General features: G+C 57.0%; 12 protein-coding genes. 6 read left to right on the top strand and 6 right to left on the bottom strand.

Annotated features, from left to right (window positions below; all coding sequences use genetic code 11):
- Positions 1 to 23: 23 nt before the first annotated feature.
- The 3 genes from ACR0ES_RS01100 to ACR0ES_RS01090 all read right to left on the bottom strand — a co-directional run bounded on the left by ACR0ES_RS01100 (position 24) and on the right by ACR0ES_RS01090 (position 5,218).
- Positions 24 to 833 (bottom strand): glutamate racemase, encoded by an 810-nt coding sequence (locus ACR0ES_RS01100; protein WP_480869248.1) that lies wholly within the window; start codon positions 831 to 833, stop codon positions 24 to 26.
- Between the two features lie 8 nt (positions 834 to 841).
- The gene (locus ACR0ES_RS01095) at positions 842 to 1,720 is read right to left on the bottom strand and encodes a lysophospholipid acyltransferase family protein (RefSeq protein ID WP_480564909.1); all 879 of its coding nucleotides are present in this window, start codon (positions 1,718 to 1,720) and stop codon (positions 842 to 844) included.
- Positions 1,721 to 1,798: 78 nt separating this feature from the next.
- Positions 1,799 to 5,218: an indolepyruvate ferredoxin oxidoreductase family protein gene (locus tag ACR0ES_RS01090; protein ID WP_480869246.1), complete on the bottom strand. Its 3,420-nt coding sequence runs from the start codon at positions 5,216 to 5,218 to the stop codon at positions 1,799 to 1,801.
- Positions 5,219 to 5,387: 169 nt separating this feature from the next.
- Here ACR0ES_RS01090 and ACR0ES_RS01085 point away from each other — a divergent pair, with 169 nt between their 5' ends.
- The 6 genes from ACR0ES_RS01085 to grxD all read left to right on the top strand — a co-directional run bounded on the left by ACR0ES_RS01085 (position 5,388) and on the right by grxD (position 12,399).
- A complete protein-coding gene (locus tag ACR0ES_RS01085; protein WP_480481095.1) occupies positions 5,388 to 6,296 on the top strand; it encodes a LysR family transcriptional regulator in 909 nt (302 codons plus the stop codon).
- Positions 6,297 to 6,565: 269 nt separating this feature from the next.
- On the top strand, positions 6,566 to 8,812 hold the full coding sequence (locus ACR0ES_RS01080) for a mechanosensitive ion channel family protein (protein ID WP_480481097.1): 2,247 nt from the start codon (positions 6,566 to 6,568) through the stop codon (positions 8,810 to 8,812).
- A gap of 180 nt (positions 8,813 to 8,992) precedes the next feature.
- Complete coding sequence (gene purL / locus ACR0ES_RS01075; RefSeq protein WP_480869245.1) at positions 8,993 to 11,152, top strand: phosphoribosylformylglycinamidine synthase subunit PurL; 2,160 nt, start codon at positions 8,993 to 8,995, stop codon at positions 11,150 to 11,152.
- 135 nt (positions 11,153 to 11,287) lie between these two features.
- Complete coding sequence (locus tag ACR0ES_RS01070; RefSeq protein WP_267363417.1) at positions 11,288 to 11,524, top strand: BolA/IbaG family iron-sulfur metabolism protein; 237 nt, start codon at positions 11,288 to 11,290, stop codon at positions 11,522 to 11,524.
- Positions 11,525 to 11,759: 235 nt separating this feature from the next.
- A complete protein-coding gene (locus tag ACR0ES_RS01065) occupies positions 11,760 to 12,050 on the top strand; it encodes a hypothetical protein (RefSeq protein WP_480558487.1) in 291 nt (96 codons plus the stop codon).
- Positions 12,037 to 12,399, top strand: a complete 363-nt coding sequence (grxD, locus tag ACR0ES_RS01060) for a Grx4 family monothiol glutaredoxin (protein ID WP_480481103.1) — start codon at positions 12,037 to 12,039, stop codon at positions 12,397 to 12,399. Before ACR0ES_RS01065 ends, grxD begins: the two co-directional genes overlap by 14 nt.
- A 6-nt stretch (positions 12,400 to 12,405) precedes the next feature.
- Here grxD and ACR0ES_RS01055 read toward each other — a convergent pair whose 3' ends face one another.
- The 3 genes from ACR0ES_RS01055 to ACR0ES_RS01045 are packed head-to-tail and all read right to left on the bottom strand — an operon-like array spanning position 12,406 to position 13,888.
- Positions 12,406 to 12,753 carry an MliC family protein gene (locus ACR0ES_RS01055; protein WP_480869243.1) on the bottom strand — a complete coding sequence of 116 codons (348 nt, stop codon included), beginning with the start codon at positions 12,751 to 12,753 and terminating at the stop codon, positions 12,406 to 12,408.
- Complete coding sequence (locus tag ACR0ES_RS01050) at positions 12,750 to 13,145, bottom strand: cell division protein ZapA (protein WP_209504034.1); 396 nt, start codon at positions 13,143 to 13,145, stop codon at positions 12,750 to 12,752. Before ACR0ES_RS01050 ends, ACR0ES_RS01055 begins: the two co-directional genes overlap by 4 nt.
- Positions 13,145 to 13,888 carry a hypothetical protein gene (locus ACR0ES_RS01045; protein WP_480481109.1) on the bottom strand — a complete coding sequence of 248 codons (744 nt, stop codon included), beginning with the start codon at positions 13,886 to 13,888 and terminating at the stop codon, positions 13,145 to 13,147. Before ACR0ES_RS01045 ends, ACR0ES_RS01050 begins: the two co-directional genes overlap by 1 nt.
- Between the last annotated feature and the right edge of the window lie 130 nt (positions 13,889 to 14,018).

Here is a 14,018-nt window from a genome sequence, read left to right as displayed (position 1 = left end):
AGCGGCTGCGTCCTTGACCTAAGTCAGGCAGCCTGGAACGTGATTTGTCGTCGGAGGAACTGCGTCGCCCGGTCGCTGACAACATTGGGTTTGCCCGTTGTCAGAAAACCACTTGGGCCGTCGCCCAACATGGTGGGATGACGTTGCAGGTAATCTGCCAGACTGTCAGCAACAAGCGCACCCTGGCTGTAAACCTGCACATCGTCACCCAACGCCGCCTGGAATGCTTCGGCCATCAACGGGTAATGCGTGCAGCCCAGAATAGCAGCCTGAGGTTCTGGCATTTTGCGTTTCAGCGCATCCACATGGCTGCGCACCAAGGCTTCGGCCAGGATCATGTCACCGTCTTCTATGGCATCCACAACGCCGCCACATGCCTGTGCCTCGACATCTACTCCGATGGCCCGAAATGCCAGTTCCCGCTGAAAGGCCCTGCTGGACACGGTGGCAGGCGTTGCAAACAACGCCACATGTTTGACGGCCACTTCGCGCGGCGGAGAATTGTCGCCCCATTGCCGTTCGGTCAGTGCTTCGATCAACGGGACAAAAACGCCAAGAACGCGTTTGCCGCTGGGCACGCCTTCTTCCTGCATCCGCCGCAACGCTGCGGCGCTGGCCGTGTTGCAGGCCAGAATCACCAGATTGCAGCCACGCGACCACAGATCTTGAACCGCCTTGCGGGTCAGCTGATAGATATCCTCGGCATCACGCACACCGTATGGCGCGTGTGCACTATCTGCAAAATACAGGAAATCAACGTCCGGCAGACGTTGCTGTGCGGCACTCAGGACGGTCAGACCGCCCAAACCGGAATCGAAGATACCTACTGCCATTAGATCCTTCAGGCGCGATGCCGTTCCTCAAACTCATAGCCGTAATCATAAGACTTCAACGGCGTTGGAGACAGCTCATACGTGGCTTTGCGCAGGAAATCCATCATCTTGCGTGTATCCTTGCTGAGCGGGTCCAGAATGTCACGGCCTATCGGCTCTCCGATCACGACTTTCACCGGTGTATCAACGCGTTTCTTGAATTCTTTGATCAGCAGGCCCATCCGCAAAGTACTGTGCAGATGGCTGGCGATCTGAAACAGACGAGAGGTGTGGCCATCAAAGAAAACCGGAACAACCGTGGCATTCGATTTGGCCACCATCCGCGCGGTAAACCCGCGCCAACCCGGATCCATGGGGTGGGAGAACAGCTTAACCCCGGTGCTGACCGTCCCGCCGGGGAAAATGCCGATCGCCCCGCCTTCGCCCAGATAGTTGAGCGCGGTTTTTCGGGTCTCAAGGTTCAGTTGCATCGCCTCTTTCGTTTCATCAAACGAAATTGGCAAAATGATGCGATTCAGGTCTTCGGCCTTGCGAAACACCCGATGAGCCAGAATGCGGAAATCTCCCCGCGTCTCGGACAGGATATGTCCCATCATCAGGCCATCCAGAATTCCGTAGGGATGATTGGCAATCAGGATCAGAGGACCGTCTTTCGGAATATTCGAAAGCGATCCCCCCGCCACGTCCAGAGTCAGCCCATAGCGTTCGACCATCACGGCCCAAAAGTCGCGCCCATTGGCAACTTCTTTCTCGTACCCGTCCGCGCGTTTGATCAGGCGCATACGGCCCGTCGTGTTCTCCATCAGCTTGATAACCATCCGCCCGCCTTTGGTTTCGGCGGAATGCGCGTAGGAAATGTCGCGAACGGCATGACGACGAGAAGGCATATGGGTCTCCGGCTTGCTGCCTGCAAAATAAGTGCAAGTAACAATTTTGCCTAGCTATCGTGACACGCTTGTGACGTTTTATTCCGCCGCGGCCTGCAACCCTGCCCCTCCGCCGCGAATGACGGCCAGCAATTCCTCGCGCCGCTTGGCTGCTTTGGCCTCGTTCTCGCGCAATACTGGGCCAAATCCACGGATATCCAGCGGCAAACGGGCCAGGGCGGCAATCGCATCGCGTGTGGTCTGCGACACAAGCGGCAGAACCTCGCGCATGTCCTTTTCATATTGGCGGATCAATGCACGTTCCATCCTGCGTTCCGACGAGTAGCCAAAGATATCCAATGGCGTACCGCGCAGCACCTTCAACCGGGTCAAAAGCTTCAGTGGGCCAAGGATGGCTTCGCCAAACGCACGTTTGCGGGGTCTGCCGGTGCTGCCCGAACCCCCTAAAAAGGGTGGAGCCAGATGGAACGTCATCTTGAAATCGCCATCGAACTCGGCAGCCGCTTTGTCACGGCTTGACAGAAGAAGGCGCGCGACTTCGTATTCATCCTTGTAAGACAACAGCTTGTGATAGCCTTTTGCCACCGCCTCGCGGATATCCGCATCCTCCACACTGTCGACCAGCTTGCGATACCGTTTGGCCAGCCGCGCACTTTGGTAGTCGGTCAGATGGCTTTCGCGGAATTCGATCTTCTGATCCAGAGATTTGGGCATCTCGGTCACGGTCGGGGACAGAATGGACTGTACCTCTGCCGGATGCAGAACCGCCCAACGCCCGATATCAAACGCACGCTTGTTCCGTTCAATCGTAGTTCCGTTCAATTCGATGGCATCAAAAACCGCCTGATGGCTGACGGGCAACAACCCGCGCTGCCAAGCCGCGCCAAAGATCATCATGTTGGAATAGATCGAGTCGCCCATCACGGCGCGTGCCAACTCGGTCGCGTCAAACAGCGAGACATCTTCTTTCAGTCGTGCCTGAAGAGCCAGTTCCAGCTGGTCGGCAGGAATGCGGAACTCGGTATTGCGCGTAAAGTCGCCTGTTACCGTCTCATGGCTGTTCACAACGGCGCCTGTATGGCCTGTGCGCGTCAGGCCCAATGTTTTGGCTCCGGCGGATACCACCAGATCACCGCCGATCAACGCATGGGCTTCGCCGGTTGCGACGCGGATGGCGCTGATGTCTTCGGGTGCGTTGGCCAGACGGCAATGGATGTGTACCGCGCCGCCTTTCTGCGCCAGGCCCGCCATTTCCATCATGCCCGCGCCTTTGCCGTCAATCTGGGCAGCTTGCGCAAGGATCGCACCCAGCGTGACAACACCGGTTCCCCCGACACCCGTGATCACTATGTTATGCGTACCGCTGATCTTGGGCAGCACCGGCATTGGCAGGTCCGGCAAGTCGATTTCGGTTGTTGCCTCTTTGCGGATCTTCGCCCCCTCAAGCGTAACGAAGGACGGGCAAAAACCGTTCAGGCAGGAATAATCCTTGTTGCAGCTTGACTGATCGATGGCCCGCTTGCGCCCGAGTTCTGTTTCCTTGGGTACGATCGACACGCAGTTCGATTGCACCCCGCAATCGCCGCAGCCCTCGCAGACATCGGTATTGATAAACACGCGCTTGTCCGGATCCGGGAACGTGCCGCGTTTGCGGCGGCGGCGCTTCTCGGCCGCACAGGTCTGAACGTAGACAATGACCGAAACACCCTCGATCTCGCGGAACTTCTCCTGCACCTGCATCAGTTCCGCACGCTCGAACGTCTGAACACTCGACGGCAGAGCCTTGAAGTTCACGTCTTCTTTTTCGTCATAGACCAGAGCAACCTCACGGACACCCATGGCTTTGACTTCGGCAACGATCCGTTCTGCAGTCAGATCGCCTTCATTCTCCTGCCCGCCCGTCATGGCGACGGCATCGTTAAACAGGATCTTAAAGGTGATGTTCGTGCCCGCAGACAACGCCGCACGGATCGCCTGAACGCCCGAGTGGTTATAGGTGCCATCGCCAAGGTTCTGGAACACGTGTTTGGTGGTCGAAAACGGGGCCTCACCGATCCAGTTCGCGCCTTCACCGCCCATCTGGGTAAAGCCGGTGGTATTCCGGTCCATCCACTGAACCATGTAATGACAACCGATCCCTGCATAGGCACGGCTGCCATCCGGGACTTTGGTCGAACTGTTGTGCGGACAGCCCGAGCAGAAATACGGAAGCCTTGTTGCGATTTCCTGTGCGTTGTCGGCCCGGCGCGCCTCGGACAAAGAGGCCAGCCCGGCCCGAATACCATCGGTTTCACGCCCTTCTTCGATCAGGATTTCACCCAGCTTTTCAGCAATCATGATCGGGTCGAGCGCGCCACGGGTCGGAAACAGTTCGTCGCGGTGCAACGTACCGGCACCGCCCTTGTACCACCCATAAACCCGGCGGCCGCGACGGTCGTCAAAGATAGCCTCTTTGACCTGAACTTCGATCAGCTTGCGCTTTTCCTCGACGATCACGATCAGGTCCAGCCCTTCGGCCCAGTCGTGGAACCCGACCATGTCCAGCGGGAAGGTCTGCCCCACCTTGTAGGTGGTGATCCCCAGCCGTTCGGCTTCGGATTCATTGATATTCAAAAGCGACAGCGCATGGGTCAGGTCCAGCCAGTTCTTGCCCGCCGCAACAAACCCGATCTTTGCACCCGGTTTGCCCCATATCCGCCTGTCCAGCTTGTTGGCATGCGAAAACGTCTCGGCTGCAAACCTTTTGTAATCGATGACGCGCGTTTCCTGCAGGTGCGGCGTGTCCCCCAGGCGGATATTCAAACCGCCTTCCGGCATATCGAAATCAGGTACGACGACCTGCATTCGGTCGGGGCGACCATCCACAACCGAGGTAACCTCGATTGTGTCCTTCATGGTCTTTAGCCCAACCCAAACCCCAGCAAAACGGCTGAGCGCAAAGCCATATATTCCGTAGTCGAGGATTTCCTGCACACCCGCCGGGCTGACGACAGGCATATACATATCTACCAGTGACCATTCGGACTGATGCAACACGGTCGAGCTTTCGCCGGTATGATCATCACCCATCGCCATAAGCACACCGCCATGCTTGGCGGTACCGGCCATATTCGCGTGGCGCATGACATCACCGGACCGGTCTACGCCCGGCCCCTTGCCGTACCAAAGCCCAAAAACCCCATCGAACTTGCCGTCTCCGCGCAAGCCGGCCTGTTGGCTGCCCCACAGCGCCGTTGCCGCCAGATCTTCGTTCAATCCGAACTGAAACGTAACATCGCTTTGGGATAACTGCTTTTGCGCCCGCATCATCTGCTGATCAACAGCGCCAAGTGGCGAGCCACGATATCCAGTCACCAGCCCCGCAGTGTTCAGCCCCGCCTGCCGGTCTCTGGCCTTTTGCATCAACATCAACCGGACAAGCGCCTGTGTTCCGTTCAGAAGAACGGGGCTTTTCTCAAGATCGAACCGGTCGTTTAACGTAATCTGTGGCTGACTCATCAGACGTCTCCCCTCGCCAGATCAGTGTGCATGTTCGTAGTGCATTTTAGGTCATAATTTCTGACCTGTATAGGTTTTATGCACTGAACCGTAACGATTTCGGCCTTTGATTGTAGAACTTGTTACCTGTTTCATATAGGCGTTCGAAAAGATAACGAAAGTTGCGGCGATGGATTGGGACAAGCTTAGAATATTTCACGCGGTGGCCGATGCGGGCAGCCTCACACATGCCGGGGACAAGCTCAATTTGTCTCAATCCGCCGTGAGCAGACAGATCCGTGCGCTGGAAGAGTCGTTGGATGCCACCCTTTTTCACCGTCACGCCCGGGGGCTGATTCTCACCGAACAGGGTGAATTGTTGTTCGACGCCACATCCGCCATGTCAAAACGGCTGGACGCAGCTGCCGCACGCATTCGCGACAGTGAAGAAGAGGTCTTTGGCGTTCTTCGGGTCACGACGACCTTTGGGTTCGGCACACTGTGGCTCGCCCCTCGCCTGCCCAAGCTTTATGAACAATATCCTGATCTGAACATCGACCTGATGCTGGAAGAACGAGTTCTGGACCTTCCCATGCGAGAAGCGGATGTCGCCATTCGCATGAAGGAACCCAGCCAGGCAGATCTTGTGCGAAAACGCCTGATGACGGTTCAGATGGCGCTTTACGCGACGCACAACTACATCGAAGCCCATGGTGGAATGCTGAAATCTCTGGAGGATATCCAAAATCACCGGCTGATCTGTCAAACACCCGCGGCACCCCAGGTGGGCGCCAGCGCGGCCATGGTTCGCCACCTTATGACCTACAATCCCGCATCCCTGTTGACGGTAAACAACTACTTCGGCGTCCTTCAGGGAGTGTTGCACAATCTCGGCATTGGGGTTCTGCCAGATTACGTCACACAGGATTTCCCGCATCTTGTGCCAGTTCTGTCGGATGTCGAAACCGCTGACGTGCCGGTCTATCTGGCTTATCCCGAAGAACTCCGACACTCCAAACGTGTCGGGGCGTTCCGCGACTTTGTGCAGGACGAGATCATCGCACAGCGCAAACAACTGAAAAAGATGGGAAAACTTTAGCTATGCATAAATGGCATAGCGGGCATGAGGACATTTCAGGGTTAAATTCCTTGAACGTTTACAATCTGACCCCTAAATGAGCACTCGAAGGCGGTGATGCTGAAACGCTCATCATCTTCATACCTCCCTGTTGGACTACGGCCGAGCTTATTGCTCGGCCTTTTTTTTGCTCTAGGCGTTGCATCAAGTCAGCGAAAGCTCTGGGAAAAATACACGCATAGGCATATGATCCCAAAAAAACGAGATAATTTCGTGTTCGAGGGAGAATCATGTTCCACCCATTCCGCCTTATGTTGGCGATTGTCTGCACTCTATTTTTGGCGGTTCCGCTTTATGCGCAAGATACCGGCTCAACTTCTTCAGTGACCATTCCGGACGATCTAACACCTGAGCAGGTCGATGGTCTGGTTGCCCGCATGTCAGATGACCAGGTGCGCGCCATTCTGTTAGAGCGCCTTGATGCGGTCGCCGAAAAGCAGGCTGCCGAGAAGGCGAACGTGGAAGACCCGCTGACCGAAATCAGTGAGATATGGGCCGAGATGGTCTCGTCCTGGACACATGTTCTGACCACGCTTCCCAATATTGTCACGGCACAGATAACTGCGTTTGGCAATTTCAGCGACACGTTTGGAACGTCCGGCGTCCTTACCCTGTTTGGGCTTATTCTTTCTGTGTTGATTGCGGGTTTCATAGCCGAGAAACTGTTCATTTTCCTGACCCGTCGCTGGCATGAAGCGACCGAAGTTGGGGATGAGGCCGATCTCAGGGGCGCCATCAGTTACCTGTTCCGAAGGTTCTGCCGCGAAATTGCCGGGCTGATCGTGTTCTATGTTGTCATTCGCGCGATTGGTCGCGGGCTTCTGACACCCGAACAGATCACTTATGCCGCTCCGTTTGTTTTCTATCTGATCTGGATTCCACGCCTGGGGGCTGCGGCCTCACGTTTTGTTCTGGCACCGGAGAAGCCAAAATATCGGCTGGTGAGTATTGACGACCATTGGGCAAAATATCTGCATCGCAATCTGATCGGGCTGTTGATCCTGATCGGGTTCACACTGTTTGTTGTGCGATTCAACGCCCTAAATGGTATCACAGGGGACGACACACGCATCGCCTTCTGGCTGAATGCGGCAATCCATGTCTATATCGCCGTCATCGCTTGGACCGCGCGCGACGGGTTGTCTCAGATGATGCTGGGAACAGACCCGGACCGCACAAAATTCGATGAAGAAGTTGCGCATTATTATCCCTACTTCGCCATTGGCGTTTCGGTGACAATCTGGCTGCTGGTCGAATTCCTGGTCGCGCAACGCGATCCGTCGACGCTCAGATTGCTTGGAGGTGGTGCGCATTTCACAACCATGTTCTGGTTGCTGATTGCCCCTGCCCTCGACACTTTGATCCGCGGGCTGGTGCGCCACTTGCAGCCGCCAATGTCAGGAGAAGGCCCGCTGGCCGAACGCGCTCATCGCGCGGCCAAGCGCAGCTATATCCGGATTGGGCGGGTTATTGCGGGTTTGGTCGTGGTTTTCATGATCGCCCGCACGTGGCATCTTGACCTGCGCAATGTCGCCTCGGCCGGTGTCAGTGCCGAAGTTGGCGGCGCTGTTATTGAATTCCTTCTGATCATTGCGGTCGGCTACATCCTGAACGAGGTTGTTTCACTATGGATCAACCGCAGGCTGGCCAAGGAACAGACCGCAGCTGAAGCAGTCGACGAGGAAGCAAGCGGTGAAGGCGGCGGTGCCGGGGGCTCTCGTCTGGCGACGGTTCTGCCGCTGATGCGGATTACGGCCCAAGTCACAATTTCGGTAATCTTTGGCCTGCTGGCCTTGGGTGCGCTGGGTATCAACATCACACCGCTTCTGGCCGGTGCCGGTGTTCTGGGTCTGGCCATCGGCTTTGGTGCTCAGAAACTGGTGGCGGATATCGTCGGTGGTGTTTTCTTTCTGGTCGATGATGCCTTCCGCGTCGGCGAATATGTCGATGTGGGCGGAACCACCGGAACGGTCGAAAAAATCTCGATCCGTTCAATGCAACTGCGTCATCACAGGGGGCCTGTGCACACAATCCCTTATGGTGAAATCCAGAAGCTGACGAATTACAGCCGTGACTGGGTGATTATGAAGCTGAAGTTCACCGTGCCCTTCGATACCGATCCCAACAAGGTCAAGAAAATCTTCAAGAAGATCGGGGCCGAAATGATGGAGGACGAAACCCACAAAGAAGGCTTCCTGCAACCCTTCAAGTCTCAGGGTGTGTTCGACTTCGACGATGTGGGCATGATCATTCGCGGTAAATTCATGGCCAAACCGGGCAAGCAGTTCACCTTGCGCAAAGAAATCTTCAACAAGGTCAAGGCCGAGTTCAAGGCCAACGGCATCGACTTTGCCCGCCGCGAGGTGCGCGTTGCAATTCCCGGGCTGGAAGAGGTCGAGCATCTGACGCCCGAACAGAAGACTGCTGTTGGCGCCGCAGCTGCTGCCGAGGTCAACAAAGACCAGGGATCGGCGTAACCTTCGGGGTTTACGTCGGCGATTTGCAGCAGGACTGCTGTGCGGTTTAACGGAACCGGCCGTGATGCCGGTTCCGTTTTTCTTTGAAAGACGCGACCTGCGCCGTCTTGACCCTTTCCACACGCGCGCGCTTGCCCTACAAGGCGCGCAATCTCGGCCCACTTGGACACAGGACAGAAGATGCAAGAGCCCGCCATCACACCCGATCTGATTGCAGCACATGGGCTCAAGCCCGAGGAATACGATATGATCCTCGAGATCATCGGGCGTGAACCGACCTTTACCGAGCTTGGTATTTTCTCGGCTATGTGGAACGAACATTGTTCCTACAAGTCGTCGAAGAAATGGCTGCGCACTCTTCCGACCTCGGGGCCTCAGGTCATTTGCGGACCGGGCGAGAATGCCGGTGTCGTGGATATCGGCGATGGACAGGCCGTGGTTTTCAAGATGGAAAGTCACAATCACCCGTCTTACATCGAACCCTACCAGGGTGCGGCAACGGGTGTCGGCGGCATCCTTCGGGACGTGTTCACCATGGGTGCGCGCCCGATCGCTTCGATGAACGCGCTGTCCTTCGGAGAACCCGGCCACCACAAAACCCGCCAGCTGGTCAACGGCGTGGTCGAAGGTGTTGGCGGCTATGGCAACTGTTTCGGTGTTCCCTGCGTTGGGGGCGAGGTGCGCTTTCACCCGGCTTACAACGGCAACTGCCTTGTGAACGCCTTTGCCGCCGGTTTGGCCGACAGTGACAAGATTTTCTACTCTGCCGCGTCGGGCGTGGGCATGCCTGTGGTTTATCTTGGCGCCAAGACCGGACGCGACGGTGTTGGTGGCGCAACGATGGCCTCGGCCGAGTTTGACGATACCATCGAGGAAAAACGCCCCACTGTTCAGGTGGGTGATCCCTTCACCGAAAAACGCCTGATGGAAGCGACGCTGGAGCTGATGCAGACCGGTGCCGTGATCTCAATTCAAGACATGGGTGCTGCGGGCCTGACCTGTTCCGCGGTTGAGATGGGCGACAAGGGTGGTCTGGGCGTGCGCCTGGATCTGGAAAACGTCCCCCAGCGCGAAGAGAATATGACAGCCTATGAAATGATGCTGTCCGAATCTCAGGAACGCATGCTGATGGTTCTCAAACCCGAGCTTGAAGCCGAGGCCCGCGCCGTATTCGAGAAATGGGACCTGGACTTTGCCATCGTCGGCGAAACGATTGCCGAGGACCGTTTCCTGATCATGCATAACGGTGAGGTCAAGGCCGATCTCGTCCTGTCCAAACTGTCTTCGACCGCGCCCGAATATGATCGCCCTTGGGTGCCGACGCCCGAAGCCGAGGACCTGGCCGAAGTGCCTCAGATCGACCCGATTGACGGCCTGCGCGCCCTGTTGTCATCGCCCAACTACGCGGGCAAGCAATGGGTTTATGAGCAGTACGACACGATGGTGATGGCGGATACAAACCGAACACCGGGTCTGGGTGCGGGTATGGTGCGCGTCCACGGCACCGACAAGGTGCTGGCGTTTACCTCTGATGTGACCCCACGCTACGTCCGTGCCAACCCGGTTGAGGGCGGCAAACAGGCGGTGGCCGAAGCCTACCGCAACCTGACGGCTGTTGGCGCCAAACCGCTGGCCACAACGGACAACCTGAATTTCGGCAACCCGGAAAAGCCCGAAATCATGGGTCAGTTTGTCGGCGCCATTCAGGGCATCGGCGCCGCAGTCGGCGCGCTGGATATGCCGATCGTGTCAGGCAACGTGTCACTGTATAATGAAACCGACGGTCAGGCGATCCTGCCCACCCCCACAATTGGCGCTGTCGGGCTGCTGAAACACAGTGATGAAATCATCGGCAATGAGGTGCGCGAAGGCCACGTGGCTTTGGTGATCGGCGAAACCAAAGGCCATCTGGGTCAGTCCGCCCTTCTGGCCGAGGTCTTCAACCGAGAAGATGGCGACGCGCCACATGTGAATCTGGACGCCGAGAAACGCAATGGTGATTTCATTCGCGCCAATCGAGGTATGATCAAGGCTTGCACAGACCTGAGTGATGGCGGTCTTGCGCTTGCGGCCTTCGAACTGGCCGAGGCCGCCGGGGTTGGCGTTTGTCTCGATGATGCACCGACGGACTTCCTGTTCGGGGAAGATCAGGCACGGTATCTGATCGCGTGCAACTTTGATCAGGCCGAGGCGTTGATGATCGCGGCAGGTCAGGCAGGTGTTCCGCTGGCCTCTGTAGGTCGTTTTACTGGAGATACCGTCAGGATCGGCGGTTCGGAGGCCTCGCTAGAAGACCTGACGACCGTTTTCCGCAACAGCTTTGCCGACGCCGTCGCCTGATCAGGCTGAATAAATCTCGCTCGAAACCTGCGTTCTGAATAAGCGCAGGTTTCGTCGTTTTGGCATATTCATGTGCCCTTGCGCGCCCGGTTCAGGCGCTCTACATCTTTGGAAAGACCTTCAGGAGTTACCTACATGCCGATGAGCGCCCATCAAATCGAACACCTGCTGCGAGAAGCTTTTCCTGATGCGGATATTCAGGTCGGCGGCAACGACGGTGTTCATATGTCCGCCATGGTGGTGGACGAGAGCTTTCGCGGCAAAAACCGGGTGCAGCAACAACGCGCGGTTTATGCCGCGCTGAAAGGCAAGATGGATGGCCCAGATGGTGAGCTGCACGCGCTGGCGCTGACGACGAAAGTACCTGAGTGAGTGCAACCGTCTGGATATACGGCATTTGTGGACTGATTGCCTTTGCCGGCAGCGCCTTTATTATCAGATCGGCAATGAAAAATAGGCGCTCCGACAAAATTCGGGGTGTGAAACCTGGTCACGGAGACCAATTGATAGACCACGGAACCGTGTTGGGAGGCGGCGGTGGTCATGTAACCGTGTCTCGGGTCACCAGAGACCCACAGGCCTACGCCAAAGCGATGGTTCCCAAAAAATGAGTTCATGGCAGGTTTGGATATCAGCAATCGCAGCTTTGATAGTTGCCGCCGCGCTGATCGAAGCCTATGTGAAGCGGAACAGAAAACGCAACCTCGCCGACATGCGTCCAGATCCGGGTGAACTCAGCAAAGTGGGCGGCCTTGAGAGGTACGGGCTTGATCCGGTGGAAATGGCGCAGGCCGAACACCGGCGGCTTGAAACGGAAGGATGGGCACCCAGTTTGCCCAGTGATGGAACAATCCCCGCAGGTGCGGATGAAAAGGAAAAACAAGATGACCGACGTTAAGACCCAGATCGACCAAACCGTCAAAGCCAACGATGTGGTGCTGTATATGAAAGGCACCAAGGAAATGCCGCAATGCGGGTTCTCCTCGCGCGTGGCCGGGGTGTTGAACTACATGGGCGTTGAATACACGGATGTGAACGTTCTGGCCGATGAAGAGGTGCGTCAGGGGATCAAGGATTATTCCGACTGGCCCACTGTGCCCCAGCTTTACGTCAAAGGTGAGTTTGTTGGCGGCTGCGATATCATCACCGAGATGACTCTGTCGGGCGAACTGGACGCGTTGTTCGACGAAAACAACGTCGGCTACAACAAGGAAGCAGCCGACAAAATTCGCGAAGCAAACGCGTAATCCAGCCTAACGGCTGGAACAACCCCGGTAGATCTCCTGCTCAACGGCGGCGCCTGCCGCCAAATAGCTTACGGACGCGTCCCACCCTTTCGAACGCAGGATGTAGGTTCCACCATCACCAATGGATTCGTAGCGGATACCAGACCCGCTTTGGACCTGACGCATCACAACCAGAGAATTGTCCACCAAGGTTGCCGCTGCACCCGTACTGTCCGGCGCGTTGAAATAGGTGACAGGCAGCGGTATTCCGTTCTCGCAGGTGAAGGTGACAGACAGAATATCGATCTCAGCCAATGCTGTTGTCGCGGGCGCAATCAGCGCCACCGCACAGATGAATTTGCTCAGGAACCTCATCGTGCCTTTTTCTCCTCAACTACTGCGGCCAGCGCTTCGGCCCGTGCGGCCAGTTCGGCCAGCGTATCGGTAACGGATGGTGGAACCACAGCCACTTCAATGCGCTCAGGTTCGGGCGCCGGGGCGCTTCGCAGCGCCTGAAGCTCGGCTTCGGCTTCGGCCAGTTTCCCTTCGAGCGACTTGACCTTGTCCTCTGTCGCCGCAGTCTTGTCGGCCAGCATCAAACCGGCCATCAGCAACATGCGGGATTCCGGCATACGACCGATCTGATCGGACAGCACCTGCGCCTCGTCGTCCAACACTTTGGCGGCAGCGTGCAGAAAGGGCTCTTCCCCGTCCCGGCAGGATACGTCAAAACCGCGCCCGCCGATATGAATGGTCACTTCGGGCATTACTCTACCTCACCTTCAACAAGTTTCGCCTGCGAGAGCAGAGGTTCCAACCTTGCAAGAACGGCCTGCGCTTCGGCGGCGTCTGACGCCTGCGCCGCGCGCGTTGCTTCCAGTTCCGCGACGGTGGCCCGGTTCAGCAGCTCGGCATCTGCGACACCTTCTGCGGCGGCGGCGCGCAATTCGTCTATCGCAGTGCGCAACTGCTCGTTTGCCTTGCGCATCCGTTGCAGATCGTCGTCCAGCCGCGACATTGCAGCGCCGTGGCTGGTCCGTTCAGCGCGCAGCATCTCAAGCTCGGCGCTCAGGTCGTCGACGCGGACAGTGTCTGACAGTTCTTCCTTTAGACGGCTGTTTTCCGCCTTCAGCGCCTCCAGCTCGGTGCTATTGTCCAATGCGGCCTTGGCTTCGGCCAATTCAGCGCGCGCGGCTTCGACCGATGCGATTTTCGCACGGGCTTCTTCCAGCTCGGATCGCAGAGCGTCTGTTTCGGCTGTATCGGCCGGAGCGGTTCGCAACTCCTCAAGATCGGCACGCAACCCGTCCACTTCCTGTTCGTGCTGTTCCTTCAGGGTTCTCAGACGTTCCTGAAGCTGCGCGTTCGCAACTTTTTCATCTTCAAGCGCTGCCTGGAGGCCGTCATCTGGCCGGGCATCTACGGTCGCACCGCCCAATGCGTCGACGCCCGCTCCGATACGGTCCATCGCCGCAATAATGCGGTGCTGTAATTCCTCAAGTTGGCTCATGCCCCTGTCACCTCTTTATCAAGGTTCATTCTGTCGCGAAGCGATCCGAATCAAAATCGAATCCCGCCTGCCGCCAGTCTAACGGAATGCGACAGAAAATACCCACTGTTTGCTTTCAACCACTTGGGCC

It is taken from the genome of Ruegeria sp. N7 (genome assembly GCF_056531345.1).
This window is presented reverse-complemented; position numbering and strand designations above follow the sequence as displayed.

What these genes read in the sequence shown, in the direction of transcription:
- purL (WP_480869245.1), top strand. Translation starts at nt 8,993, where the DNA reads ATGCAAGAGCCCGCCATCACACCCGATCTGATTGCAGCACATGGGCTC.
- ACR0ES_RS01070 (WP_267363417.1), top strand. Translation starts at nt 11,288, where the DNA reads ATGCCGATGAGCGCCCATCAAATCGAACACCTGCTGCGAGAAGCTTTT.
- ACR0ES_RS01085 (WP_480481095.1), top strand. Translation starts at nt 5,388, where the DNA reads ATGGATTGGGACAAGCTTAGAATATTTCACGCGGTGGCCGATGCGGGC.
- ACR0ES_RS01100 (WP_480869248.1), bottom strand. Translation starts at nt 833, where the DNA reads ATGGCAGTAGGTATCTTCGATTCCGGTTTGGGCGGTCTGACCGTCCTG.
- ACR0ES_RS01045 (WP_480481109.1), bottom strand. Translation starts at nt 13,888, where the DNA reads ATGAGCCAACTTGAGGAATTACAGCACCGCATTATTGCGGCGATGGAC.
- ACR0ES_RS01090 (WP_480869246.1), bottom strand. Translation starts at nt 5,218, where the DNA reads ATGAGTCAGCCACAGATTACGTTAAACGACCGGTTCGATCTTGAGAAA.
- ACR0ES_RS01050 (WP_209504034.1), bottom strand. Translation starts at nt 13,145, where the DNA reads ATGCCCGAAGTGACCATTCATATCGGCGGGCGCGGTTTTGACGTATCC.
- ACR0ES_RS01095 (WP_480564909.1), bottom strand. Translation starts at nt 1,720, where the DNA reads ATGCCTTCTCGTCGTCATGCCGTTCGCGACATTTCCTACGCGCATTCC.
- ACR0ES_RS01080 (WP_480481097.1), top strand. Translation starts at nt 6,566, where the DNA reads ATGTTCCACCCATTCCGCCTTATGTTGGCGATTGTCTGCACTCTATTT.
- ACR0ES_RS01055 (WP_480869243.1), bottom strand. Translation starts at nt 12,753, where the DNA reads ATGAGGTTCCTGAGCAAATTCATCTGTGCGGTGGCGCTGATTGCGCCC.
- grxD (WP_480481103.1), top strand. Translation starts at nt 12,037, where the DNA reads ATGACCGACGTTAAGACCCAGATCGACCAAACCGTCAAAGCCAACGAT.
- ACR0ES_RS01065 (WP_480558487.1), top strand. Translation starts at nt 11,760, where the DNA reads ATGAGTTCATGGCAGGTTTGGATATCAGCAATCGCAGCTTTGATAGTT.